This is a genomic window from Allobosea sp. P4_H5, from assembly GCF_056400825.1.
Window position 1 is genome coordinate 1 of sequence record NZ_JBFUKM010000005.1, and the last position, 23688, is coordinate 23688.

Below are 23688 nucleotides of genomic sequence, written 5' to 3' on the forward strand. Positions count from 1 at the left end.
CCGCTGTTCGCCCGGGCCATGCTCGGCTGGCGCCACGGCTTTGGCGAGCTCACCCCGCAGGCCCGCACCGCCTTCGTCGCCGGCACCACGCCGGCCACGGTCTTCGCAGCCAGGATCGATCGCGACGCCCTCACCGCCGAGGCAGGGCTCGACTGGCGCATCTCCAAGGCCACCGCCCTCGGCCTGACCTACTCGGCGGCGATCGGCGAACGCTCCCGCGACCACGCCCTCAAGGGCAGGGTCGAGATGAAGTTCTGAACGGGGGGAGCCGGCGAGCCGCCCAGCGATCCGTAGCCAGATCAGTCGCGCCTGCCCGTCACATCCTCCCCCGGTTGCTGCGTGGGATGCGTCCCTGCACCGCCGCTTCGATCTCGCTTCTCGCAAGGCCGATATCCTGAAGGATGGGCTCGTCGAGCTCGCGCAGGTGGTCAATGGCGGCGCGGCGCGCGAAGTAGCGCGCGATCGCCCGGAGTAGCTCACCCGGCAGGCGGAGCAATGCCTCGGAGCGCTTTGCGTAGGCAGGCTGAACGATGACCGGTAAGGCGGCGGACATAATGGCCTCTTCGAAGACATCGAGCTGCGCGAGCGCATTGGCGAAAGCCGCCTCGCGCATCGGCGAGACGCCTTTCATCCCTGCAATCGCCGCCGTTCGGATGTGGCTGGGTTGATGAAGGCAAAATGATCCGATACAGATATCGGATCAATGAAAACATTGATCTCGGTGCAATAAATGTCGAAATCCGACTATCTGAGGCTGGCCGACATGATCGCGGCCGAAATCGCCGCCGGGACGCTCAAGCCGGGCGAGCGCCTGCCGCCGCAGCGTAACTTCGCCTATGAGCGCAAGATCGCCGTCTCGACGGCGAGCCGGGTCTATGCCGAGCTGCTGCGTCGCGGCCTCGTCGTCGGCGAGGTCGGCCGCGGCACATTCGTCTCGGGGGAGGCCAAACGCGGCGTCGCGGCACCCGGTGAACCGAGCAGCACCCGGATCGATCTTGAATTCAACTATCCGATCCTGCCCCGGCAGGCCGCTCTGATCGCCAGGAGTCTGGCCGGCCTGGAGGAGATCGCGGCGCTGGATGCGGCCTTGCGGCAGGCGACCAGTGTCGGCACGCCGGCGATCCGCAGCATTGGCGCCGCCTTCCTCTCGCAAGGCGGCTGGACTCCGGCGCCCGAGCAGCTGGTCTTCACCGGCAATGGCCGCCAATCCGTCGCCGCGGCGCTTGCCGCTCTCGTTCCGACCGGCGGCCGCTGCGGCGTCGAGGCCTTGACCTACCCCTTCATCAAGGGGATCGCAGCCCGGCTGGGCATCACGCTGGTGCCGCTGGCGATGGATGAGGACGGCATGCGGCCCGACGCGGTGCAAAAGGCGCATCGCGAGGCCCATCTTTCGGCGCTCTACATCCAGCCGGTGGTCCAGAATCCGCTGGGAACGACGATGCCGCAGGCCCGCCGGGCCGATCTGCTGGGGGTCGTCGAAGCGCTCGGCCTGCCGGTTATCGAAGACAATGTCTATGGTTTCCTCGAGGATGGGCCGCCGCTGGCTGCGCTCGCGCCGGAATCCTGCATCGTCATCGACAGCCTTTCCAAGAAGGTCGCGCCGGGGCTGACGCTGGGCTTCGTCGTGGTGCCGCTGCGCCTGCGCGAAAGCGTCAAGGCCTCGGTGCGCTCGGGCGGCTGGACGGCGACGGGGTTCGCCTTCGCCGCCGCCCAGCGAATGATGAGCGACGGCACCATCGCCGAGCTCGCCAAATCGAAGCGCCTCGATGCCCGCGCACGCCAGGCACTCGCGGCAAAGCGCCTTTCCGGCTTCGAGGTCCAGGCCAACAGGAACTGCTACCATCTATGGCTGACGCTGCCGGCGCATTGGCGCTCGCAGAGCTTCGTCGCGGCCGCGGCCCGGCGCGATATCGCGCTGACCCCGTCGAGTACCTTCGCAGCGACGCCCGGTCATGCGCCGAACGCGGTCAGGCTGGCACTGGCAACGCCGAGCATGGAGCAGCTCGATCTCGGCCTGCATACGCTGGCCACGCTCCTGCACGCCCGGGAGGACGATTTCGACTCGACGGAGTGAGCGAGGCACGGCAGGGGATAGCCGACCGGAGCGGCCTGCCGGAGTTCGGCCTCATATTGCTATGGCGCTTTCCGCGTATATCTACGATCAATGACCCTGATCGCCTTCGACAACTCCTATGCGCGCCTGCCGCAGCGCTTCTACGCGACCGTGGCCCCGACGCCTGTGGCTGCGCCCCGGCTGATCCGGCTGAACAGGCCGCTCGCATTGGAGCTCGGGCTGTCCCCGGACTGGCTGGAAGGCCCGGAGGGCGTGGCCATGCTGTCCGGCAACAGCGTGCCGGCCGGCGCAGCGTCGATCGCAACAGCCTATGCCGGCCATCAGTTCGGCGGCTTCAGCCCTCAGCTCGGCGACGGGCGGGCCATCCTGCTCGGCGAGTTGGTCGACCGGCGCGGCAGGCGCCGGGATCTCCAGCTCAAGGGGGCCGGCCCAACCCCCTTCTCGCGTCGTGGCGACGGCCGGGCGGCGCTGGGGCCGGTGCTGCGCGAATATGTCGTCAGCGAAGCGATGGCCGCTCTCGGCGTCCCGACGACGCGCGCGCTTGCGGCGGTCCTGACGGGCGAGGCCGTCAGGCGCGAGACAGCACTGCCCGGCGCGGTCCTGACCCGTGTCGCCTCAAGCCACATCCGGATCGGCACCTTCCAGTATTTCGCCGCGCGCGGCGATGTCGAGGCGCTGCGCCTGCTCGCCGACCACGTGATTGAGCGGCACTATCCGGACTGCACCGGCGATGGCCGCTATCTTGCTCTGTTCGAGGCCGTGGTCGCCGCGCAGGCCGCGCTCGTCGCGCAATGGATGACGATCGGCTTCATCCACGGCGTGATGAACACCGACAACATGTCGATCGCTGGCGAGACCATCGACTACGGCCCCTGCGCCTTCATGGACGTCTACCATCCCTCGACGGTGTTCAGCTCGATCGATGAGCACGGGCGCTATGCCTTCGGCAACCAGCCACCGATCGCCCGCTGGAATCTGGCGCGCCTGGCCGAGGCGCTGCTGCCGCTGCTGGGCGACGACCCCGACAAGGCCGTGTCGATCGCGCAGGACGCGCTTGGCCGGTTCGACCCGCAATTCCAGCAGAACCTGATCGCAGGGTTCCGCCGGAAGCTCGGCCTCGCCACCGAGGAGGCGGACGACGTCGAACTGATCAAGGCGTTGCTCGAGGCGATGCAACGCGGCGAGGCCGACTTCACCCTGGTCTTCCGGCGCCTGAGCGAGGCGGCCGGGCAAGCTGATGGCGCCGACGCCTGCCGCAGCCTCTTCGCCGACCCGGCCGCGTTCGATGCCTGGGAGGAGCGCTGGCGCCAGCGCCTGCTGCGGGAGCCTGCATCGGCGAAGGAGCGGCAGGATGCCATGCTGGGCACGAACCCGTTGTTCATCCCGCGAAACCACCTGGTCGAGGCGGCGATCCAGGCTGCCGTCGAGCGCGATGACCTCGCGCCGTTCGAGACCCTGGTTGACGTTCTCTCCAGGCCCTTCGACGCGCAGCCCGGCCGTGAGGACCATGCCCGGCCGCCGGCAGCACATGAGCGCGTGCTCGCGACGTTCTGCGGGACCTAGGGCGCTCCGGCGAAAGCCGGTTCGCCTTCAAGGCTCAGCACTCCGGCAGATTGACTGCGAGACCGCCGAGGCTGGTTTCCTTGAACCTGGCGTTCATGGCTTCGCCGGTCTGGCGCATGGCCTCGATGCAGTTGTCGAGCGGCATGAAATGCGAGCCGTCGCCGCGCAGGGCGAGCGAAGCGGCCGCGACCGCCTTGATCGCGCCGATGCCGTTGCGCTCGATGCAGGGGACCTGCACCAGGCCCGCGACCGGATCGCAGGTCATGCCGAGATGGTGTTCGAGCGCGATCTCGGCGGCATTCTCGACCTGCTCGGGTGATCCGCCCAGCACCGCGCAGAAGCCGGCTGCGGCCATCGCCGCGGCAGAGCCGACTTCGCCCTGGCAGCCGGCCTCGGCGCCCGAGATCGAGGCGTTGTGCTTGATCAGCCCGCCGATCGCCGCGGCCGTCAGCAGGAAGTCGGGGATCCTGTCGGGCTCGGCCCCGACGCAGTGGTCGAGATAATAGCGCAGCACCGCAGGCACGACGCCGGCCGCTCCATTGGTCGGCGAGGTCACGACCCGCCCGCCGGCCGCGTTCTCCTCGTTCACGGCCATGGCATAGACGCCGAGCCAGTCCGAGGCCGCATGGGGCTGGGCCCGATTGCTCTGGCGCTCGGCCGTCAGCTGCCGATGGATGTTCGCGGCCCGGCGGCGCACGTGCAGCCCGCCCGGCAACTCGCCATCCTGAACCAGGCCTCTTTCGATGCAGCCGTTCATCACCGACCAGAGACGGGCCAGACCGCGCTCGACCTCTTCAGGCGCCTGGAGATGGCCCTCGTTGGCGCGCTTCATCTGGGCGATCGACAGCCCGCTCTCGCGCGCCATGCGCAGCATCGTCGCCGCATTCGCGAACGGATAGGGCCAGGAGGATGTGGTAGCGGCAGCTTTCGATGCCTCGCGCTCCTGCGCCGTCACCACGAAACCGCCGCCGATCGAATAATAGGTCTCGGACAAGAGCTCGGCCCCGGCGGAATCGCGCGCGCGGAAAACGAGGCCGTTGGCGTGGCCCGGCAAGGGCGGCCCATAGTCGAAGACGATATCGGCGGCGGGATCGAAGGCGAGTGGCGGCAGGCCGTCGAGGCGCAGAAGGTGGCTGCGCTGGAGATCCTCGAGCTGCTGCGCGGCCGCGTCGAAATCGAACTCGGCCGGCGTCCAGCCGAGCAGGCCCAGCGTCACGGCACGATCCGTGGCGTGGCCCTTCCCGGTGAAGGCGAGCGAGCCGTAGAGCGTGACGCCGACCGCCGCCGCATCAGCGCGGGACGGATGCCTGCGCAGAAGGTCGAGGAAATGCGCCGCCGCCGTCATCGGCCCCATCGTGTGCGAGGATGACGGGCCGATCCCGATCTTGAAGACGTCGAACACACTCAGAAACATCAAACGCCTCCAGCCGAGCGCGCGATCCTACACAGTCCGGGCGAGAGAGCGAGCGGTGTGATCGCCGCCCGGCCGGAAGGCTCAGCTCGGCGTCGTGCTGGCCGAAGCAGCCTCCGGGGCAGCGGCTTCACCTTTCCGGCGGGCGCTCAGCTTGCTCATCCAGAGATAGATGATCGGCGTAGTGTAGAGCGTCAGGATCTGGCTGAGGATCAGGCCGCCGACGATGGTGATGCCGAGCGGGCGGCGCAGCTCCGCGCCGGGGCCGGTCGCGATCATCAGCGGTACCGCGCCCAGCATGGCCGAGAGCGTCGTCATCAGGATCGGCCGGAAACGCTCCAGGCAGGCCTCGAAGATCGCCTCGCGCGCTGGCATCGCGCGCTGGCGCTCGGCGCTGATGGCGAAATCGACCAGCATGATGCCGTTCTTCTTGACGATGCCGATCAGCAGGATGATGCCGATGAAGGCGATGATGGTGAGGTCGGCACCGGCGATCCGCAGCGCGATAAGCGCGCCCAGACCCGCCGATGGCAGGGTCGAGAGGATCGTCACCGGGTGGATCAGACTCTCATAGAGCACGCCGAGGATGATGTAGACGGCCAGGATCGCGACCAGGATCATCATGCCCTGACTGCCGGCCCCTTGCGTGAACGCCTTGGCGTCGCCGGCGAATTCCGCCCGCAGCGAGGCCGGCATGTGCAGGCCCTCGACGGCGGCGACGACCGCGTCGCTCGCCTCCTGCAGGCCGACGCCGGGGGCAAGGTCGTAGGTAATCGTCACGGCAGGGAACTGGCCCTGATGGTTGATGACGAGCGGGGCGGTGCCGCGCTCGACCTTGACCAGACTGCGCAGCGGCACCTGGACGCCGTTGCGGCCGGGCACATAGAGATCGAGGATGTCATTGGGATCGCGGCTGCGCGAGGGCGCGACCTCCAGCACGACGCGATACTGGTTGCGCGCGCCGTAGATCGTCGAGATCTGGCGCTGGCTGAAGGCATTCGCCAGCACGTTGTCGATGGCCTGGATCGCGACGCCGAATTGCGAGGCCTTGTTGCGGTCGATCACGACATTGGCCTGCAGGCCGCCCTGCTCGCGATCGGTCGAGACGTCGACGAGCTCGGGCATGGTACGCAGGCGCTCCAGCACCTTGGGCACCCATTCCTGCAACTCCGGCAGGTCGGGGTCCCAGAGCGTGAACTGGTATTGCGAACGGCCCTGGCGCCCGCCGGCGCGCACGTCCTGCACCGGGGTCAGGAAGATACGCAGGCCCGGAATCGAGCCGAGGCGTCCGCGCAGGCGGTTGACCACCTGAGCCGAGCTCAGGCTGCGTTCCTGCAGGGGTTTCAGGCTGACGAAGAAGCGCCCGGTATTCACCGAGCCGCCGCCACCGATGAAGGAGGCGACGCCGATGATCGCAGGATCGCTCGCGACGATCGCCGCTCCCTGCTGCTGGAGCTGCGCCATCGCCGGGAAGGAGATATCGGTCGAAGCCTGGGTGAAACCGATGATCAGTCCGGTGTCGTCCTGCGGGAAATAGCCCTTCGGCGCACTGCGGAACATCTGCACGGTCAGCGCCACCGTCGCGATCATCACGACCAGCATCAGCCAGCTATGCCGCAGCACGCTCGTGAGCGTGCGAGCATAGAAGCCGATCATCGCCGCCAGTACGCGCTCGACCACCCGGTCGAAGCGGTTGGGGGCATGTGGGCCGCTCTTCAGGAAATGCGCGCAGACCATCGGCGTGACGCTGAGCGAGACCGCTGTCGAGACGAGGATCGCGAAGGTCAGCGTCAGCGTGAATTCGCGGAAGAAGCGGCCGGCCACCCCGTCCATGAAGAAGAGCGGGATGAAGGCTGCGATCAGCGAGAGGCTGATCGAGACCACCGTGAAGCCGATCTGGCCGGCGCCGAGCAGTGCGGCGCGCAGCGGCGAGATCCCGCGGGCGACGTTGCGCTCGATGTTCTCGATCATGACGATGGCGTCGTCGACGACGAAGCCGACCGAGATCGTCACCGCCATCAGCGAGAGATTGTCGAGCGTGAAGCCGGCGAGCCACATCGCAGCGAAGGTGCCGGCGATGGAGAGCGGCACGGTGACGCCGGCCGCGACGGTCAGCGTGGTGCGGCGCAGGAACAGGAAGACGACCAGCATCACCAGCGCGATGGAGATCAGCAGCGTGTGCTGGATGTCGGCGATCGAGGCGCGAATCGTGACCGTGCGGTCCGACATGATCGAGAACTGGATCCCGGCCGGCACCCAGCGCTGGACCTCGGGCAGGAGCGCCTTCACCCGGTCGACGGTGTCGATGACGTTGGCGTCGGCCTGCTTGGTGATGGTGATGAGGATCGCCGGCTTGCCGTTGTACCAGCCGGCGGCGCGGCTGTTGCGCACGCCGCGCTCGACGGTCGCGACATCGGCGAGCCGGACCACCGTGCCCCTGGCCGAGCGCACGACGATGTTGCCGTAATCCTCCGGCTCGCGGATCTGGTTGTTGGCCGAGAGGGTCTCGCTGCGCCGCTCGCCGTCGAAGGAGCCGACCGCCGAGACGGTGTTGGCACTGACGATGGCGGTGCGGATCGTGTCGAGGCTCAGTCCCATGGCAGCGAGCTGGGCGGGATCGACGCGCACGCGGATCGCCGGCTGCTCGGCGCCGTTGACCGTGACCTCGCCGACCCCCTCGACCTGCGAGATACGCTGCGCGATGACGGTGTCGGCCGCATCGTACATCGCGCTCGGCGTCATCGTGTCCGAGGTCAGGGCCAGGATCAGGATCGGCGCGGCGTTGGGGTTGGCCTTGCGAAATTGCGGCAGGGTCGGCAGGTCGCCGGGCAGGTCGGTCGCGGCTGCGTTCAGCGCCGCCTGGACGTCGCGGGCGGCGCTGTCGGTGTTCCGCGTCAGGTCGAACTGCAGCACGATCGAGGTCGAGCCGAGCGAGCTCGTCGAAGTGATCTCGGTGACCCCGGGGATCGAGCCCAGGCGTCGCTCCAGCGGCGCGGCGACGCTGCCGGCCATCGTCGCCGGATCGGCACCCGGTCGGCTGGCGAAGACGCGGATCGTCGGGAAATCGACGCTCGGCAGGCTCGCCACCGGCAGGAAGGCATAGGCGACCATACCGATCAGGAAGAGGCCGATCGCCATCAGCGTGGTGCCGACGGGACGCAGGATGAAGGCGTCGGAAAGCCCCCTGACCGACTTCCAGCCCTTGTCCTCGTCGGAGGCGTCGCTCATTCGGCCGCCTCCGGATCAGGATGGGGCACGACGCCGTCGCGGCCGCCGCCAAGGCGCCGGCGCAGCTTCTCGAGCGCCAGATAGATCACCGGCGTGGTGTACAGGGTCAGGAGCTGGCTGAGCAGCAATCCGCCGACGATGGTGATGCCGAGCGGCTGGCGCAATTCGCTGCCGGTGCCCGTCGCCAGTGCCAGCGGCAGGGCGCCGAGCAATGCCGCGAGGGTTGTCATCATGATCGGCCGGAAGCGCAGCAGGCAGGCCTTGACGATGGCCTCCTCCGGCGACAGCCCCTCCTGTCGTTCGGCGTCGAGCGCGAAGTCGATCATCATGATCGCGTTCTTCTTGACGATGCCCATCAGCAGGATGATGCCGATCAGCGCCACGATCGAGAGCTCGCGGCCGGTCAGGACCAGCGCCAGCAGCGCGCCGACGCCGGCCGAGGGCAGCGTCGTCAGGATCGTGAACGGGTGGACATAGCTCTCGTAGAGGATGCCGAGGACGAGATAGATCGTCACGATCGCCGCGAGGATCAGCCAGGGCTGGTTGGCGAGCGAGCGGTTGAACTCGGCCGCATCGGCGCTGAAGGCGCCGGAGATCGCGCTCGGCATGCCGATCTCGCGCTCGACCGCGGCGATCATCTTGACGGCGTCGCCGAGCGCTTCGCCGGGCGCGAGGTCGAAGCTGATGGTCGCGGCCGGGAACTGCTCCTGATGGGCGATGGAGAGCGGCGCGGTCTCGCGGATCAGCCTGGTGAACGACGAGAGCGGCACCTGCACGCTGTTCTGCGTCACCGTGGTGGTGCCGGCGGTGTTGGTCTGCCCTTGCGTGTTGGTGTTGCCGGTGACGTAGAGCTTCGAAAGGGCGGCTGGATCTCGGAGATATTGCGGCGCCGCTTCCAGGATCACGCGATACTGGTTCGACTGCTCGTAGATCGTCGCGATCTGGCGCTGGCCGAAGGCGTCGTAGAGCGTGTCGTCGATGGCCTGGATCGAGATGCCGAGCCGGCCCGCCTTGGCCCGGTCGATCTCGACATGGGCGCGTAATCCGCCATCCTGCGTCTCGTTGGCGACGTTGCGCACGATCGGCTCGCGCCGCAGCGCCTCCGAGAGCTTGCGCGCCCATTCCATGACCTGGGCCTGCTCGGCTCCGGTCAGGGTGTACTGGTATTGCGAGCGGCTGGCGCGGGTCGTGATCTGGATATCCTGCACCGGCTGGACATAGGCCACGACGCCCGGGATCGCCGCGGCGGCGAGGCGCAGCCGCTCGGCGATCACGACCGCGTCGTCGCGCCGCTCGTCCTTGGGTCGCAGGGTCACCGTCATGCGGGCGGTGTTCAAGGTGGCGTTGGCCTGGCCGATGCCGAGCACCGAGACGACGCCGGTGACGTCGCCGTCTTTCTCGAAGGCCTGCGTCGCCTTCTCCTGCAGCCGCTTCATCTCGTTGAAGGAGACGTCGGGCGAGGATTCGAGCACGACATTGAGCAGGCCAGTGTCCTGGCTCGGCAGGAAGCCCTTGGGAATGACGATGTACATCCACACCGTCAGCACTGCCGTGGCGACGGTGGCGAAGAGCACGAGCCCGCGCGCCTTCAGCGCCCAGCCGAGCGTGACCTCGTAGAGCCGCGCCATCGCTGTGACCGGCCACTCCGCCAGCCGCATCAGCCAGTTCTCGCGCTCCTGACCGGCACGATGGCCGTCCTGGCGCAGCATGCGGGCGCACATCATCGGTGTCAGGGTCAGCGAGACCACCGCCGAGACCACGACCGCGATGGTCAGCGTCAGCGCGAATTCGCGGAACATGCGGCCGACCAGCCCGGTCATGAACAGCAGCGGGATGAAGACCGCGACCAGCGAGACCGTCAGCGAGATCACGGTGAAGCCGATCTCCTTGGCGCCGTCATAGGCGGCGCGGAGCGGCTTCTTGCCCTGCTCCATGTTGCGCACGATGTTCTCGATCATCACGATCGCATCGTCGACGACAAAGCCGGTGCCGATGGTCAGCGCCATCAGCGAGAGATTGTCGAGGCTGAAGCCGGCGAGCCACATCACCGCGAAGGTCGCGATCAGCGAGAGCGGCAGTGCCACGCCCGCAATGATCGTGGCGCGCACCGTGCGCAGGAACAGCAGCACCACCAGCACCACCAGCGCGCAGGCGAGCACCAGCGTGAACTGGACGTCGGCGATCGAGGCTCGGATCGTCTCGGTGCGGTCGCTGACCACCTGCAGCTCGACGCCGGCCGGCATGCCGTTGCGCAGGCGCGGAATCTCCTGCTTCACCTGCGCGACCGTGGTGACGATGTTGGCGCCGGGCTGGCGCATCACGTCGAGCACCACCGCCGTCTTGCCGCGGAACCAGGCGCCGACGCGGCTGTTCTCGAGGTCCTCCAGCACCACGGCCACATCGCGCAGGAAGACCGGCGCGCCGCTGCGATAGGCGACGACGATGTCGCGATAGGCCGAGGCGCTGCCGATCTGGTCGTTGGCGCTGATCGTGTAGGCCTGATGGTTGCCGTCGAGCGCGCCCTTGGAGCCCGCGACATTGGCGTTGACGATGGCGGTGCGCAGATCCTCCATGCCGAGGCCGTAGGCGGCGAGGCGCGCCAGGTCGGCCTGGATGCGGATCGCCGGCCTGACACCACCCTCGATCGAGACGTGGCCAACGCCGGAGACTTCCGAGAGCCGCGGCGAGAGCAGCGTGTCGGCGAGATCGCTGAGCTGGCGCAGCGAGACCGTGTCGGAGGTCAGTGCCAGCACCATGATCGGCGCATCGGCCGGGTTGATCTTCGAATAGGTCGGCGGATAAGGCAGGGTGCGCGGCAGGGTTGAGCCCGCCGCATTGATCGCCGATTGCACGTCCTGGGCGGCGGCATCGATGTCGCGATCGAGATCGAACTGCAGCGTGATCTGGCTGAGCCCGAAGGAGCTCTGCGAATACATCGTCGAGAGCGCGGGGATCTGGCCGAACTGCCGCTCGAGCGGCGCCGTCACAAGGGAAGCGATCGTCTCGGGATTCGCGCCGGGAAGCTGGGTGGTGATCTGGATGGTTGGGAAATCGACCTGCGGCAGGGCCGAAACCGGCAGGCGCAGATAGCCGAGGATGCCGCAGAGCAGCACCGCGACGCCGAGCAGGGAGGTCGCGATGGGCCGGCTGATGAAAGGCGCGGACACGCTCATCGCGACTGCCCCGTCATGGCTGCGCTTGCGGCCTTTGTGCACCCGATCCGCCGGTCGGGGAACCCTGCCCGCCGGGTGCCGCGCCCTCGCGCGCCCCGCCATTGCGCCGCGGCCGGTTCTGGCCCGCGCCGTCGCTCCCGGCCGGTGGTGCGGACGGGGCTTCCGCCGCCGGCGCCGCCGAGCCCGGACCAGCTGCATCGCCTCCGGCCCGGTCGCGCTGCCGGCGTTGTCCCTGTCCCTGCCCCTGACCCGGCTCGCGCGTGCCGCGGCGGCCCGGCATGGCGGCTGGCGGCTGGGCCGCTTCCTCCGGCGTCGAGACGCGCACCCTCGCCTTGTCGGTCAGACGCGCGAAGCCGGTGGTGACGAGCTTGACCGGCGGCTCGATACCCGCGGTGATCACTGCCGTCGTCTCGTCCTGCTGGCCGACGGTGACGGCCACCTGCCGCACCGTCTCGTCGTCATTGACAGCGAAGACATAGGCGCCGTTCGGCCCGCGCTGGATCGCGGCCGTCGGCGCGACCACGACATGCCTGAGCACGTCGACGAAGACGCGGACATTGACGAACTGGCCCGGCCAGAGCTGGAGCCGCTCGTTCGGGAAGCGCGCCTTGACCTTGATCGTGCCGGTGGTCTGGTCGACGACGTTGTCGATGACCTCGACGGTGCCCTTGTCGATGATCGTCGTGCCATCCGAGTCCAGCGCGTCGACTTCGACCGGGCCGCGCGCCACCGCGGCGCTGACCGCGCGCAATTGCTGCTGCGGCAGGTTGAAGATCATGGCGATCGGCTTGAGCTGGGTGATGACCACGAGGCCATTCGAGTCGGAGGCGCGGACGATGTTGCCCTGGTCGACCTGCCGGATGCCGAGCCGGCCGTCGATGGGCGCGCGGATCGTGGTGTAGTCGAGATAGGCCCTGGCGTTGTCGATCGCTCCCTGATCGGAGCGGACCAGTGCCTCGAGCTGCGCCACCGTGGCGCGCTGGGTGTCGGCCTGCTGGCGTGAACCGTAATCGGTCTGGGCGAGCTTGGCGTAGCGCTCGAGATCGGCGCGGGCATTGGCAAGCTGCGCCTCGTCCTGGGCCTTCTTGGCCATGGCCTGGTCGTATTGCGCCTGATAGGTCGTGGGATCGATCTTGGCCAGGAGATCGCCCTTGCGGACGTCCTCCCCGTCCTTGAAGGCGATCTCGATCAGCCTCCCGTCGACCTGCGTGCGCACGGTCACGGTGTTCAGCGCCTGGATCGTGCCGACCGCATCGGCCGTGACCGGCACGTCGCCATAGCGTGCCGGGGTCGCGATCACCGGGATCGGCCCTTCATTGTTGCCGAAGCGGGCGCGCCGGCCGCCGCGCCCGCCCCCCTGCTGGCCGGCCGAGACGCTGTCCTCGCCGCCGGGCATCCAGCCGCCATTATAGCTGTGCCAGCCCCAGGCGGCGGCGCCGAGCAGCACGAGAAGGATCAGAAGACGCTTCATTCCGCCGCCTCGGTCGCGATGATGGCAGTGCGGCGGTCGGCCTCGGTCCAGCCGCCGCCCAGCGCCTTGAACAGCTCGACATAGGCGCTCAGCTTCTGGAGCTTGATCTGCGAGAGCTGGTCCTGTGCCTGGAACAGGGTCTGCTGGGTGTTCAGCAGTGTCACGATGTCGATCGTACCCTCGCGCAGCCGCTGTTCGGTGATGGCGTAGGCCCGCCTTGCGGACGCCACGACTTCCCCCTGCAGCCGCTCGTGCCGGGTGTTTTCCTGGATCGCGATCAGCGCGTTCTCGACATCTGCGAAGGCGCTGACGATGGTCTTGCGATAGGTCGCGATCAGCTCATCGGCCGTGCCGCGTTCGAGCTCGACCCGGGCGCGCAGGTTGCCGCCGTCGAGAATGGGCTGGACCAGGCCCGCTGCGGCAGAGGCGAAGGCCGCATCGGGCCGCAGCAGGTTCTTCAGCAGCGCGCTTTCGAGCCCGCCCTGGCCGGTCAGCTTGATGCTCGGATAAAGCGCCGCGCGGGCGGCATGGAGCGTCGCTTCCTGCGCGGTCAGGCGCGCCTCGGCCTCGGCGATGTCGGGCCGGCGCTGCAGCAATTGCGAGGGCAGGCCGGCGCGCACCGTTGGCACGGCGAGCGCGTTCAGGCTGCCACCCTTGATTGCGATGGCAGCTGGCGTCTCGCCGACGAGTACGGCGAGCGTGATTTTGGCCTGGCGCAGCGAGAGCTCGAGGCCGGGTACGGAGGCCTTCTGCTGCGCCACCACGCTTTCCTGCTGCGCGATGTCGAGCTGGGTCGCGGTGCCGACGGAGAGTCGGGCCTGGATCACCTTGAGGGTTCGCTCGGCCACCGCGATGTTCTCGCGGGCGATGCGCAGGCGGTCCTGCGCCGCCAGCACCTGGAAATAGGTGCTGGTCACGCTGGCGACGGCGGTGAGCGCCACCACATCGCGGTCGAAGCGCGTCGCCTCGGCCGCGAAGCGTCCGGCATCGGCGGTTGCGCGGTTCTTGCCCCAGAAATCGAGCTCGTAGCTCGCCGACAGGCCGAGGCTGAACTGGTTGCCGATGCTCTCGCTGAACGGCCCGCGCTTGGAGCCGAGCGTGCCGGGCCTCAGGCTGCGCGAGGCGTCAGCCGAGCCGCTTAGCGTCGGATAGAGCGTCGCCGCCCCGATGCGCGACTGCGCATCGGCCTGCCGGATGCGTGTCATGGCGATGGCGATGTCGAAATTCGCGCCGGATGCCCGTTCGACCAGGCGATTGAGTTCGGTTGAGCGGAACAGCCGCGGCCAATCGGGCGAGACGGCAGACGCGCTGCTGCGGTCGCCGGCGGCATAGCTGCGTGTCACTGCGACGCCGAGCTCGGGGCGCTGGTCGGCCGGCAGGCAGCCGGCGAGGCCAAGGGTGACGGCCGCCGCGGATGAGAGACGGAAGAGCGAATGTGCGACCGCGTGTCCCGCAAGATCACGCCTGTAGCCCGGCATCATGCCGCTCTTCTCCAGCCTCGATTCGAAAGACCGCGGAACACGACGCGACAGACCCGCTTCTAGAGCGACCGGTGGAGGAGAGAAAGTGAATTTCTGTTCATGAATCCGGATGCTCCGGAGCGCAGTCGGCTCCGCATGTCCGAATAGGTCGGCAGCTTCGTGGCGGCACTCGCCGTTCGGGCTTCAATCACCGGGCCGAGGCGACCATATAGCGAAAGTGAGGACTCGGCTTGCTCGGCCTCTTCCGCTCGATTGGAACCCGTCAGCCGCGCTGGCACGAATCCTGATTGACGACGTCTGGTCATTACACAGGGAACGTCTGCAAGGCATGGTGCCCAATCTGCGGATCCTTATCGTCGACGCGAACCAGGTCAGGGCTGCGATCATCGAGGAAGGCCTGCGCGAGGCGGGCTACCAGCAGCTCATCCGCCTCTCCGCGACGACCGGCCTCGTCGCCGCCATCGAGACGCACGATCCCGATGTCGTGGTGATCGACCTCGAGGACCCGAGCCGCGATGCCCTGGCCGACATGTTCCTCGTCAGCCGGCACGTCCGCCGGCCGATCACCATGTTCGTCGACCAGTCGGACTCCGCCTCGATCGAGGCGGCGGTCGAGGCCGGCGTCTCCGCCTATATCGTCGACGGGCTGAAGAAAGAGCGGATGCAACCCATCCTGCAGACCTGCATCAGCCGCTTCAATGCGTTCCGCAAGCTGCGTGAAGAGCTCGACGAAGCCCGCTCGCAGCTGGAGGACCGCAAGACGATCGACCGTGCCAAGGGCATCGTCATGCGGTTGAAGGGCCTTTCCGAGGACGAGGCCTACGCGCTGATGCGCCGTACCGCGATGAACGAGAAGCGCAAGCTCGTCGACATCGCCCGCTCCCTCATCACTGCCGCGGAGATGCTGAAATGACGACGCTGCACCTGCGGGTCGGCTTCATGCCGCTGGTCGATTGCGCGCTCGTCGTCCTCGCCAGGGACGAGGGCTTCGCCGAAGCGGAAGGCCTCCATCTCGAACTGGTCCGCGAGGTCTCGTGGTCGAATCTGCGCGACAAGCTGAACGTGCGCCTGTTCGATGCCGCCCATATGCTCGGCCCGGCCGCCATCGCCGCCACCCTCGGCATCGGCGGCGTCAAGGCCCCGATGGCAGCGCCGCTGGCGCTCAATCGCGATGGCGCCGCGATCACCCTCTCGCTGCGGCGCTTCGAGGAGCTGGCACGCCTGGCCGATGGCGATCTGGCCGACACGACCGTCTCAGGCCATGCGCTCGCCGCCATGGTCGCGCGCCGCAAGGCGGCCGGCCTGCCGCCGCTCACCCTGGCTGCGGTCTTCGGCTTCTCGACGCATGTCTACCTGCTCGGGGAATGGCTCGAGAAGGGTGACCTCAGGCTCGGCGAGGATATCCGGTTGGAGATCGTGCCCCCGCCGCAAACCGTCGAGGCACTCGCCAGCGGGCGGATCGACGGCTTCTGCGCGGGGGCGCCCTGGAATTCGGCAGCAGTTGCGGCCGGCGTCGGAGCGATGGTCCATGCCAGCGTCGATCTCAGGCGCAACTGCCACGACAAGGTCCTGGCCTGGCGCGCCGACGATGTGCAGAAGCGCCCGGCCGCCGTCTCGAAGCTCGGCGCCGCGATCCTGAGGGCCAGCGCCTGGGCCTGCCGCCCGGAGAATTTCTCGCGCATGGCGCATCACCTGTCCGCGCCGGACCGGCTCGCGCTGCCGGCAGAGCTCATCGAGCGCATTCTGCAGGGCGAGCTGATCCAGGGCGCCGACCGGCCGACGCGCCGGATCGAGCAGTTCATCCGTTTCGACCGGGAAGCCCTGCGTCCCGACCCGAGCGATGCCGACTGGGTTCTTGCCGGGATGGAGCGTGCCGGGCAGATCATGGCGACCCCGCAGATGCGCGATGCCGCATGCCATGTCCTTCTTCCTGCCTATTTTGACAGCATATTAGCGGCAGTCAAAGAATAGCCTATTATCTAGGCAAATGCGTCGCGATTGTGCGCTGCAACAAAGCAATCTTCGCGCACCTCCTGGGGCTCGCCACCAGCAATCTATAGCAATTCGAGGCTGGCTCCGCCGCGAGGCGGTTGGCACGATCCTTGTAAGGAGGGATGCGACGCGGCCAACGCTGCCCGCGCCAGCCCCGATCCGGAAGACACAGCAACGTCGCTGTCGGAATGCGCCCGTCCAGGCGTCTTTCGCGCGGCGTTTTTCGCGTTTCGGGGCTGGTTTCAGGCGGGCGACAGCTCAGCAGTTTCAGGCGGGCGACAGCTCAGCAACCGAGAGGCGATCGATGACGCACAGCTCCAAGACCCGGGCCAGGACGGCAGCAGCCCTGCAGACGGGCCCAAGCCGCCGCGACTTCCTGAATCTGTCCGGCACGGCCGCCTTGCTTGCGGCAGCGAAGACCGCCCTGCCGTCCGGCGCCTTCGCACAGGGGACCGGCCCCGAGGTCAAGGGCACGCGCCTCGGCTATATCGCCTTGACCGATGCGGCGCCGCTCGTCATCGCCAAGGAGAAGGGTCTCTTCGCCAAGCACGGCCTGCCCGACATGGACATCGCCAAGCAGGCCTCCTGGGGCGCGACGCGCGACAACATGGCGCTCGGCTTCAAGAACAACGGCATCGACGGCGGCCACATCCTGCGGCCGAAGACGCATCTCTACTCGACCGGCAAGGTCATGCAGAACGGCCAGCCGCTGCCGATGTACACGCTGCTCAACCTGAACGAGGACAGTCAGGCGATCTCCGTCGCCAATGAATACAAGGACCTCAACGTCCAGAAAGATGCCTCCGCCCTGAAGGCGGCGTTCGAGCGCAAGAAGGCGGCGGGCAAAGAACTGACCGCCGCCATGACTTTCCCGGGCGGCACGCACGATCTCTGGATCCGCTACTGGCTCGCCGCCGGCGGCATCGATCCCGACAACGAGATCAAGCTGATCACCGTTCCGCCTCCGCAGATGGTGGCGAACATGAAGGTCGGCACCATGGACTGCTTCTGCGTCGGCGATCCCTGGCATGAGCAGCTCGTCAACCAGAACATCGGCTACACGGCCGTGACCACCGGCGAGCTCTGGTTCAAGCACCCTGAGAAGATCCTCGGCATGCGTGCTGATTTCGTCGACGCCAACCCAAAGGCGACGCAGGCGATCCTGATGGCGGTGATGGAGGCCCAGCAATGGGCCGACAAGATGGAGAACAAGCAGGAACTCGCCGAGATCGTCGGCAAGCGGCAATGGTTCAACGTGCCGGTCGCCGACATCCTCGGCCGGCTCAAGGGCGACATCAACTACGGCAACGGCCGTGAGGCGAAGGGCACCAATCTCTACATGAAATTCTGGGGTGAAGGCGGCGCCAGCTCCTATCCCTGGAAAAGCCTCGACACCTGGTTCGTCACCGAGAACATCCGCTGGGGCAAGTTCGAACCGACCGTCGACATCAAGGCCCTCGTCGACAAGACCAACCGCGCCGATCTCTGGCGTGAGGCGGCGAAGACGCTCGGCGTCGCCGGCGCCCCGACCGCCGACTCCCGCGGCGTCGAGACCTTCTTCGACGGCATGAAGTTCGATCCTGCGGCGCCGATGGACTATCTCAAGGCGCTGAAGATCAAGCGGGTGGCCTGACGCATGGCCGAGCCGCTGATCATCGTCGGCAATGGCATGGCCGCGACGCGGCTGGCTGACGAGCTCAGCCGGCACGCGCTCGGGCGCTATGCGGTCGCCGTGATCGGGGACGAGCCGCGGCTGGCCTATAATCGGGTGCTGCTCTCGCCGCTGCTGGCGGGCGAGATCGGCGAGCCCGAGATCGAGCTGAAGCCCGCCGCCTGGTGGCAGGCGCGCGGCGTCTCGATGTTCTACGGCAAGCCGGTCACCGGCATCGACCGGGCGGCGAAGAGCGTGACCTTGGCCGACGGCCTCGCCCTGTCGTACGGCAAGCTCGTGCTCGCGACCGGCTCGCGCCCGCTGATGCCGCCGGTGCCTGGGCTGGAGCTGCCCGGCGTGGCCAGCTTCCGCGACGTCGCCGACGTCGCGCAGTTCCGCACCATTGCCGCGACCGGTGCGCGCGTCGTGGTGATCGGCGGCGGCCTGCTCGGGCTGGAAGCGGCCTACGGGCTCGCCAGGATCGGCGGCAAGGTCACGGTCCTGCATCTCGCCGACCGGCTGATGGAACGCCAGCTCGATCGCGAGGGCGCCGGCCTGCTTGCGGGCGAGATCGCGGCTCGTGGCATCGACATAAGGCTGAACTGCACGGCCGAGCGCTTCGTCGGCAAGAGCTGTGTCGAGGCGATCGAGCTGACCGATGGCAGCGTGATCCCGGCCGATCTCGTCGTCGTCGCCATAGGCGTGCGCCCGCGCGTCGATCTTGCCGTCGCGGCAGGGCTCGACGTCAATCGCGGCATCGATGTCGACGACGGACTTGCCAGCAGCGATCCCTGCATCTTCGCTATCGGCGAATGCGCCGAGCATCGTGGCCTGGTCTACGGCCTGGTCGAGCCGGCCTACGAACAGGCCCGCGTGCTGGCCGCGCGACTTGCCGGCGTGCGGGAGCGCTATACCGGCTCGCTGCTGGCGACCAATCTCAAGGTCAGTGGCGTCAGCGTCTTCTCGGCAGGCTCGGTCGAGCCGGGAGAGGACGACGAAGTCCTGCTGCTGCGCGCCCCGGCCATGGGGGTCTACCGCAAGTTCCTGCTGCGCGCGGGCAGGCTCGCCGGCTGCGTCCTCGTCGGCGACACCAGCGGCGCGTTGTTCTATCTCGGGCTGATCCGCTCGGGCCAGGACATCAGCGCGATCCGTGCCGACCTGCCCTTCGGCGAGGGCTATTGCATCGGGGTGGCTGCGTGATGCGCCACGACGCTCCCCTCGCTCCGGCTGCGACCTGCACGACTTGCCCCTATTGCGGGGTCGGCTGCGGCGTAAAGGCGACGCCGGACGGGCTGGGCGGCGCCGCCATCGCCGGAGATGCCGACCACCCGGCCAATCGCGGGCGGCTCTGCTCCAAGGGCTCCGCGCTCGGCGAGACGCTGGGGCTCGGCAGCCGGGTGCTGCATCCACTAAAACGTAACCTGGTCGGCAGCTATGACAGGGTCAGCTGGGACGAGGCGCTCGATGCCGTCGCGGCCGGTTTTCGGGCGATCGCCGCCGAGCACGGCCCCGAGGCGATCGCCTTCTACCTCTCCGGCCAGCTCCTGACCGAGGACTACTATGCCGCCAACAAGCTGGCGAAGGGCTTCATCGGCACGCCCCATGTCGACACCAATTCGCGGCTCTGCATGTCGTCGACCGTCGCGGCCCAGCGCCGGGTCTTCGGTTCGGACACCGTGCCCGGCGCCTATGAGGATTTCGACAGCGCCGACCTGATCGTGCTCGTCGGCTCGAATACGGCCTGGTGCCATCCGATCCTGTTCCGGCGGATGCAGGACAACCGGCGCGAACGCGGCGCGCGCGTCGTGGTCCTCGATCCGCGGGTCACCGCGACCGCGGAAGACGCCGATACGGTTCTGACGCTGAGACCCGGCTCCGACGCCGCGCTCTTCGCAGGGCTGCTCGTCCATCTTGCCGATCGCGGTCTCGTCGACCGCAGCTATGTCATGCGCCATGTCGCCGGCTTCGACGCGGCGCTCGCCAATGCGCAGGAGATTGCGCCCGATATCGCCGCGGTTTCCTTCGCCACCGGCCTGAAGCCTGAGGAGGTCGCGGCCTTCTACGAGCTCTGGGCGAGCACGCCGCACGTCGTCACCGCCTGGAGCCAGGGCGTCAACCAGTCGGCGCAAGGGACCGACAAGGTCGCTGCGATCCTGAATTGCCACCTCGCCACGGGCCGGATTGGGCGGCCCGGCTGCGGCCCCTTCTCCTTGACCGGCCAGCCCAACGCCATGGGCGGGCGCGAGGTCGGCGGCCTCGCCAACATGCTCGCCGCCCATATGGGCTACGGCGCAGACGAGATCGATCGTATCAGCCGCTTCTGGCAGGCGCCCAATATCGTCCGCCACGAGGGCCTGAAGGCCGTCCAGATGCTCGAGGCGGTGGCGGAGCACCGCATCCGCGCGATGTGGGTGATGGCGACCAACCCTGCTGTCTCACTGCCGGATGCCGACAAGGTCCGCGCCGCGTTCTCCAGCCTCGATCTCTTCGTCGTCTCTGAGAACGTGCTTTCCAATGACACGCTCGCGGCCAAGCCGCATTACATCCTGCCGGCCGCCGCCTGGGGCGAGAAGGACGGTACCGTCACCAATTCCGAGCGCCGCATCTCGCGCCAGCGCGCCTTTCTGTCGCTGCCGGGCGAGGTGAAGCCCGATTGGTGGATCATCTGCGAAGTCGCCAGGCGCCTCGGCTTCGGCGAGGCCTTCGCCTATGCCGGCCCGCACGAGATCTATGCCGAGCACGCGGCGCTTTCCGCCTTCGAGAACGGCGGCACGCGCGATTTCGACATCGGCGCCCATGCCGGCCTCGACAAGGCCGCCTATGACGGGCTCTCGCCGGTGCAATGGCCCATACCCGTCTACCAGCCGCGGGGCACCGCACGGCTCTTCGGCGACGGAGACTTCTTCGGTCCCGGGCGGCGTGCGCAGGTGCGCCCGCTCGCCGCACCGAAGCTCGCGGCCGAGACCGACGAGGCCTTCCCGCTGCTGCTCAACACCGGCCGCGTGCGCGACCACTGGCATACCATGACCCGGACCGGCCTCAGCCCCCGGCTCAGCGCGCATATCCCCGAGCCTTCGGTCTATCTGCATTCATCCGAGATCACGCGCTTCGGGCTGGTCGAGGGCGGTTTCGCTCGCCTCGCCAGCGCCCATGGCAGCGCGGTGCTCAAGGTCATCGCCGATGACGGCGTTTCCCGCGGGGACCTGTTCGCGCCGATCCACTGGTCGGACGAGACGGCCTCGGCGGCGCGGATCGGAGCCCTGACGCAGCCGCTCTGCGATCCCTTCTCCGGGCAGCCCGAAATGAAGGCGACACCTGTCGTCATCGCGCCCGTCGCCTATCGCTTCGAAGGCTTCGTCCTCTCGCGGGAGCCTTTTGCCCTGCCAGCCGGAAGCTGGTGGTCGCGGCTTGCGGTGCAGGGTGGCGACGGCCGGCTCTTCGCCACCGACGCTTCGGTCGATGCGATCGCAAGCCTGATGCGCGAGCGCTTCGGCGCGGACGAGTTGACCGAGCTGATCGATCGCGACGGCGGCAGCTATCGCTGTGCCGTATTGCGGGAAGGTCGCCTCCTTGCCGCCCTCTTCCTTGCTCCTGCGGGCCGTGCGCCGCTCTGGGACACGGTCAAGGCCGTCTTCGCCGATCCGGCAGGGACCGTGGAGAGCCGGCTTGCCCTGCTGGCGGGGCGCAATCCCGGCGGCTCCGATCCCGGACCGACTGTCTGCGCCTGCTTCGGCGTCGGCCTGAACGCGATCCGAGCCGCCTTCGTGGCCGGTGCCGCGACGGCCGAGGAGATCGGCGTTCAACTCAAGGCGGGAACCAATTGCGGCTCCTGCCTTCCCGAAATCCGCCGCATTGGCGCGCAGGCACGCGCGATCGAAGCGGCATGACTGACACGACGGAAGAGCTCGGTCAGAGGAGAGACTGGAACATGGGTCAGCCTGTCTTGAAAGACGCGATCGCCGGCGCGACGGTCGTTTCCCTCTCGGGAAAGCCGTCGGAAGTCCTGCCCTTGCCGGCCGGCCCCTCGAAGTCCATTGCGGCCAAGCTCGCGCCCCTGGCGAAGGGCGCGGTCGTCAACATGGTGCCGCCGCTGATCACCATCGCGCTGATCCTGCTGTTCTGGCAGATCGCCGCGTCCGGTCCGCAATCCTCGCTGCCGCCGCCGACCAAGATCTGGGAAGAGGCCAAGGACCTGATCACCGAGCCGTTCTACTGGGCGGGCTCGCAGGATATCGGGCTGGGCTGGCGCATCCTGGTCTCCCTGCAGCGTGTCGCGATCGGCTTCAGCCTGGCGGCGATCGTCGGCGTGCTGCTCGGGGCCCTGGTCGGCCAGTCGATCTGGGCGACGCGTGGGCTCGATCCGGTCTTCCAGGTGCTGCGCACTGTGCCGCCGCTCGCCTGGCTGCCGCTCTCGCTCGCCGCCTTCCGCGACAGCCAGCCCTCGGCGATCTTCGTGATCTTCATCACCGCGATCTGGCCGGTGATCATCAATACGGCCGTCGGCATCCGCAACATCCCGCAGGATTATCGCAACGTCGCCAAGGTGCTGCGGCTGAACCAGATCGAGTTCTTCTTCAAGGTGATGGTGCCCTCTGCGGCGCCCTACATCTTCACCGGCCTGCGGATCGGTGTCGGCCTGTCCTGGCTCGCCATCGTCGCCGCCGAGATGCTGACCGGCGGCGTCGGCATCGGCTTCTTCATCTGGGATGCGTGGAACTCGTCACGCCTCTCCGACATCATCGTGGCGCTGGTCTATATCGGCGTGGTCGGCTTTCTGCTCGACCGCCTCGTCGCTCTCATCGGCCATGTCGTCACCCGCGGCACCGCGACCAACTGAGGGGACGAAGCGATGAGCTATCTGAAGATCGACCACGTCGACAAACGCTTCCAGCGCGGCGCCGCCACCACGGAAGTGCTCAAGGACATCAGCCTCGTCATCGACAAGGGCGAGTTCGTCTCGATCATCGGCCATTCCGGCTGCGGCAAGTCGACCCTGCTCAACATCATCGCCGGGCTCACCCCCGCGACGACCGGTGGCATCCTTCTCGAAGGCAAGGAGGTCAACGCGCCGGGGCCGGATCGTGCCGTGGTCTTCCAGAACCACTCGCTGCTGCCCTGGCTCACCGTCTACGACAACGTCGCGCTCGCCGTGAACAAGGTCTTCGGCCGGATGAAGAGCCGGGCGCAGCGGCATGACTGGATCATGCACAATCTCGAGCTCGTCCAGATGGGCCATGCCAGGGACAAGCGGCCGGGCGAGATCTCGGGCGGCATGAAGCAGCGCGTCGGCATTGCGCGCGGCCTTGCGATGGAACCCAAGATCCTGCTGCTCGACGAGCCTTTCGGGGCACTCGACGCTTTGACCCGCGCCCATCTGCAGGACTCGGTGATGCAGATCCATGCGGCGCTCGGCAACACCATGATCATGATCACCCACGACGTCGACGAGGCCGTGCTGCTCTCGGATCGGATCGTGATGCTGACCAACGGCCCCTCGGCCCGCATCGGCGAGGTGCTCGACGTGCGCCTCGTCCGCCCGCGCAAGCGGCTGGAGCTGGTCACCGACCGCACCTACATCGCCGCGCGCGAGGCGGTGCTGAAGTTCCTCTACGAGCGCCATCGCTTTGTCGAGGCGGCGTGACGG

16 protein-coding genes are annotated in these 23688 nt (G+C 67.9%); 10 read left to right on the forward strand and 6 right to left on the reverse strand.

What is annotated here, in order from left to right; genetic code table 11:
* On the forward strand, window positions 1-258 hold a 258-nt coding region (locus tag AC1DS0_RS11330), incomplete at its 5' end, for an autotransporter domain-containing protein (RefSeq protein ID WP_476814446.1).
* Between the two features lie 58 nt (window positions 259-316).
* Here the strand turns inward: AC1DS0_RS11330 and AC1DS0_RS11335 are convergent.
* The gene (locus AC1DS0_RS11335; RefSeq protein WP_476814447.1) at window positions 317-631 is read right to left on the reverse strand and encodes a DUF1127 domain-containing protein; all 315 of its coding nucleotides are present in this window, start codon (window positions 629-631) and stop codon (window positions 317-319) included.
* 99 nt (window positions 632-730) lie between these two features.
* Between AC1DS0_RS11335 and AC1DS0_RS11340 the strand changes: the two genes are divergently transcribed.
* Complete coding sequence (locus AC1DS0_RS11340; protein WP_476814448.1) at window positions 731-2074, forward strand: aminotransferase-like domain-containing protein; 1344 nt, start codon at window positions 731-733, stop codon at window positions 2072-2074.
* 90 nt (window positions 2075-2164) lie between these two features.
* Complete coding sequence (locus tag AC1DS0_RS11345; protein WP_476814449.1) at window positions 2165-3637, forward strand: protein adenylyltransferase SelO; 1473 nt, start codon at window positions 2165-2167, stop codon at window positions 3635-3637.
* Window positions 3638-3671: 34 nt separating this feature from the next.
* On the opposite strand, the gene AC1DS0_RS11350 is transcribed toward AC1DS0_RS11345, so the two are convergent.
* The 5 genes from AC1DS0_RS11350 to AC1DS0_RS11370 all read right to left on the reverse strand — a co-directional run bounded on the left by AC1DS0_RS11350 (window position 3672) and on the right by AC1DS0_RS11370 (window position 14398).
* The gene (locus AC1DS0_RS11350) at window positions 3672-5051 is read right to left on the reverse strand and encodes an L-serine ammonia-lyase (protein ID WP_476814450.1); all 1380 of its coding nucleotides are present in this window, start codon (window positions 5049-5051) and stop codon (window positions 3672-3674) included.
* Window positions 5052-5132: 81 nt separating this feature from the next.
* A complete protein-coding gene (locus tag AC1DS0_RS11355) occupies window positions 5133-8276 on the reverse strand; it encodes an efflux RND transporter permease subunit (protein ID WP_476814451.1) in 3144 nt (1047 codons plus the stop codon).
* Window positions 8273-11449, reverse strand: a complete 3177-nt coding sequence (locus AC1DS0_RS11360; RefSeq protein ID WP_476814452.1) for an efflux RND transporter permease subunit — start codon at window positions 11447-11449, stop codon at window positions 8273-8275. The genes AC1DS0_RS11355 and AC1DS0_RS11360 overlap by 4 nt, the downstream gene beginning before the upstream one ends.
* 13 nt (window positions 11450-11462) lie before the next feature.
* Window positions 11463-12920 carry an efflux RND transporter periplasmic adaptor subunit gene (locus AC1DS0_RS11365; RefSeq protein WP_476814453.1) on the reverse strand — a complete coding sequence of 486 codons (1458 nt, stop codon included), beginning with the start codon at window positions 12918-12920 and terminating at the stop codon, window positions 11463-11465.
* A complete protein-coding gene (locus tag AC1DS0_RS11370; RefSeq protein WP_476814454.1) occupies window positions 12917-14398 on the reverse strand; it encodes an efflux transporter outer membrane subunit in 1482 nt (493 codons plus the stop codon). The genes AC1DS0_RS11365 and AC1DS0_RS11370 overlap by 4 nt, the downstream gene beginning before the upstream one ends.
* Window positions 14399-14729: 331 nt before the next feature.
* Between AC1DS0_RS11370 and AC1DS0_RS11375 the strand changes: the two genes are divergently transcribed.
* From AC1DS0_RS11375 to AC1DS0_RS11405, 7 genes are all read left to right on the forward strand, one after another.
* On the forward strand, window positions 14730-15314 hold the full coding sequence (locus AC1DS0_RS11375) for an ANTAR domain-containing response regulator (protein WP_476814455.1): 585 nt from the start codon (window positions 14730-14732) through the stop codon (window positions 15312-15314).
* Complete coding sequence (locus tag AC1DS0_RS11380; protein ID WP_476814456.1) at window positions 15311-16372, forward strand: CmpA/NrtA family ABC transporter substrate-binding protein; 1062 nt, start codon at window positions 15311-15313, stop codon at window positions 16370-16372. Before AC1DS0_RS11375 ends, AC1DS0_RS11380 begins: the two co-directional genes overlap by 4 nt.
* 325 nt (window positions 16373-16697) lie before the next feature.
* Window positions 16698-18026: a CmpA/NrtA family ABC transporter substrate-binding protein gene (locus AC1DS0_RS11385; RefSeq protein WP_476814457.1), complete on the forward strand. Its 1329-nt coding sequence runs from the start codon at window positions 16698-16700 to the stop codon at window positions 18024-18026.
* Between the two features lie 3 nt (window positions 18027-18029).
* Window positions 18030-19244, forward strand: coding sequence for an NAD(P)/FAD-dependent oxidoreductase (locus AC1DS0_RS11390; RefSeq protein WP_476814458.1), 1215 nt, complete (start codon window positions 18030-18032; stop codon window positions 19242-19244).
* A complete protein-coding gene (locus AC1DS0_RS11395) occupies window positions 19244-21931 on the forward strand; it encodes a molybdopterin-dependent oxidoreductase (RefSeq protein ID WP_476814459.1) in 2688 nt (895 codons plus the stop codon). The genes AC1DS0_RS11390 and AC1DS0_RS11395 overlap by 1 nt, the downstream gene beginning before the upstream one ends.
* A gap of 41 nt (window positions 21932-21972) precedes the next feature.
* Window positions 21973-22881 (forward strand): nitrate ABC transporter permease, encoded by a 909-nt coding sequence (ntrB, locus tag AC1DS0_RS11400; RefSeq protein ID WP_476814460.1) that lies wholly within the window; start codon window positions 21973-21975, stop codon window positions 22879-22881.
* 12 nt (window positions 22882-22893) lie between these two features.
* Window positions 22894-23685 (forward strand): ABC transporter ATP-binding protein, encoded by a 792-nt coding sequence (locus tag AC1DS0_RS11405; RefSeq protein ID WP_476814461.1) that lies wholly within the window; start codon window positions 22894-22896, stop codon window positions 23683-23685.
* The last annotated feature ends 3 nt before the right edge of the window (window positions 23686-23688 follow it).

Bases quoted from the DNA above. Each gene is read 5' to 3' on its own strand.
- AC1DS0_RS11335 (WP_476814447.1), bottom strand. From the start codon at position 631: ATGAAAGGCGTCTCGCCGATGCGCGAGGCGGCTTTCGCCAATGCGCTC.
- AC1DS0_RS11340 (WP_476814448.1), top strand. From the start codon at position 731: ATGTCGAAATCCGACTATCTGAGGCTGGCCGACATGATCGCGGCCGAA.
- AC1DS0_RS11345 (WP_476814449.1), top strand. From the start codon at position 2,165: ATGACCCTGATCGCCTTCGACAACTCCTATGCGCGCCTGCCGCAGCGC.
- AC1DS0_RS11350 (WP_476814450.1), bottom strand. From the start codon at position 5,051: ATGTTTCTGAGTGTGTTCGACGTCTTCAAGATCGGGATCGGCCCGTCA.
- AC1DS0_RS11355 (WP_476814451.1), bottom strand. From the start codon at position 8,276: ATGAGCGACGCCTCCGACGAGGACAAGGGCTGGAAGTCGGTCAGGGGG.
- AC1DS0_RS11360 (WP_476814452.1), bottom strand. From the start codon at position 11,449: ATGAGCGTGTCCGCGCCTTTCATCAGCCGGCCCATCGCGACCTCCCTG.
- AC1DS0_RS11365 (WP_476814453.1), bottom strand. From the start codon at position 12,920: ATGAAGCGTCTTCTGATCCTTCTCGTGCTGCTCGGCGCCGCCGCCTGG.
- AC1DS0_RS11370 (WP_476814454.1), bottom strand. From the start codon at position 14,398: ATGCCGGGCTACAGGCGTGATCTTGCGGGACACGCGGTCGCACATTCG.
- AC1DS0_RS11375 (WP_476814455.1), top strand. From the start codon at position 14,730: ATGGTGCCCAATCTGCGGATCCTTATCGTCGACGCGAACCAGGTCAGG.
- AC1DS0_RS11380 (WP_476814456.1), top strand. From the start codon at position 15,311: ATGACGACGCTGCACCTGCGGGTCGGCTTCATGCCGCTGGTCGATTGC.
- AC1DS0_RS11385 (WP_476814457.1), top strand. From the start codon at position 16,698: ATGACGCACAGCTCCAAGACCCGGGCCAGGACGGCAGCAGCCCTGCAG.
- AC1DS0_RS11390 (WP_476814458.1), top strand. From the start codon at position 18,030: ATGGCCGAGCCGCTGATCATCGTCGGCAATGGCATGGCCGCGACGCGG.
- AC1DS0_RS11395 (WP_476814459.1), top strand. From the start codon at position 19,244: ATGCGCCACGACGCTCCCCTCGCTCCGGCTGCGACCTGCACGACTTGC.
- ntrB (WP_476814460.1), top strand. From the start codon at position 21,973: ATGGGTCAGCCTGTCTTGAAAGACGCGATCGCCGGCGCGACGGTCGTT.
- AC1DS0_RS11405 (WP_476814461.1), top strand. From the start codon at position 22,894: ATGAGCTATCTGAAGATCGACCACGTCGACAAACGCTTCCAGCGCGGC.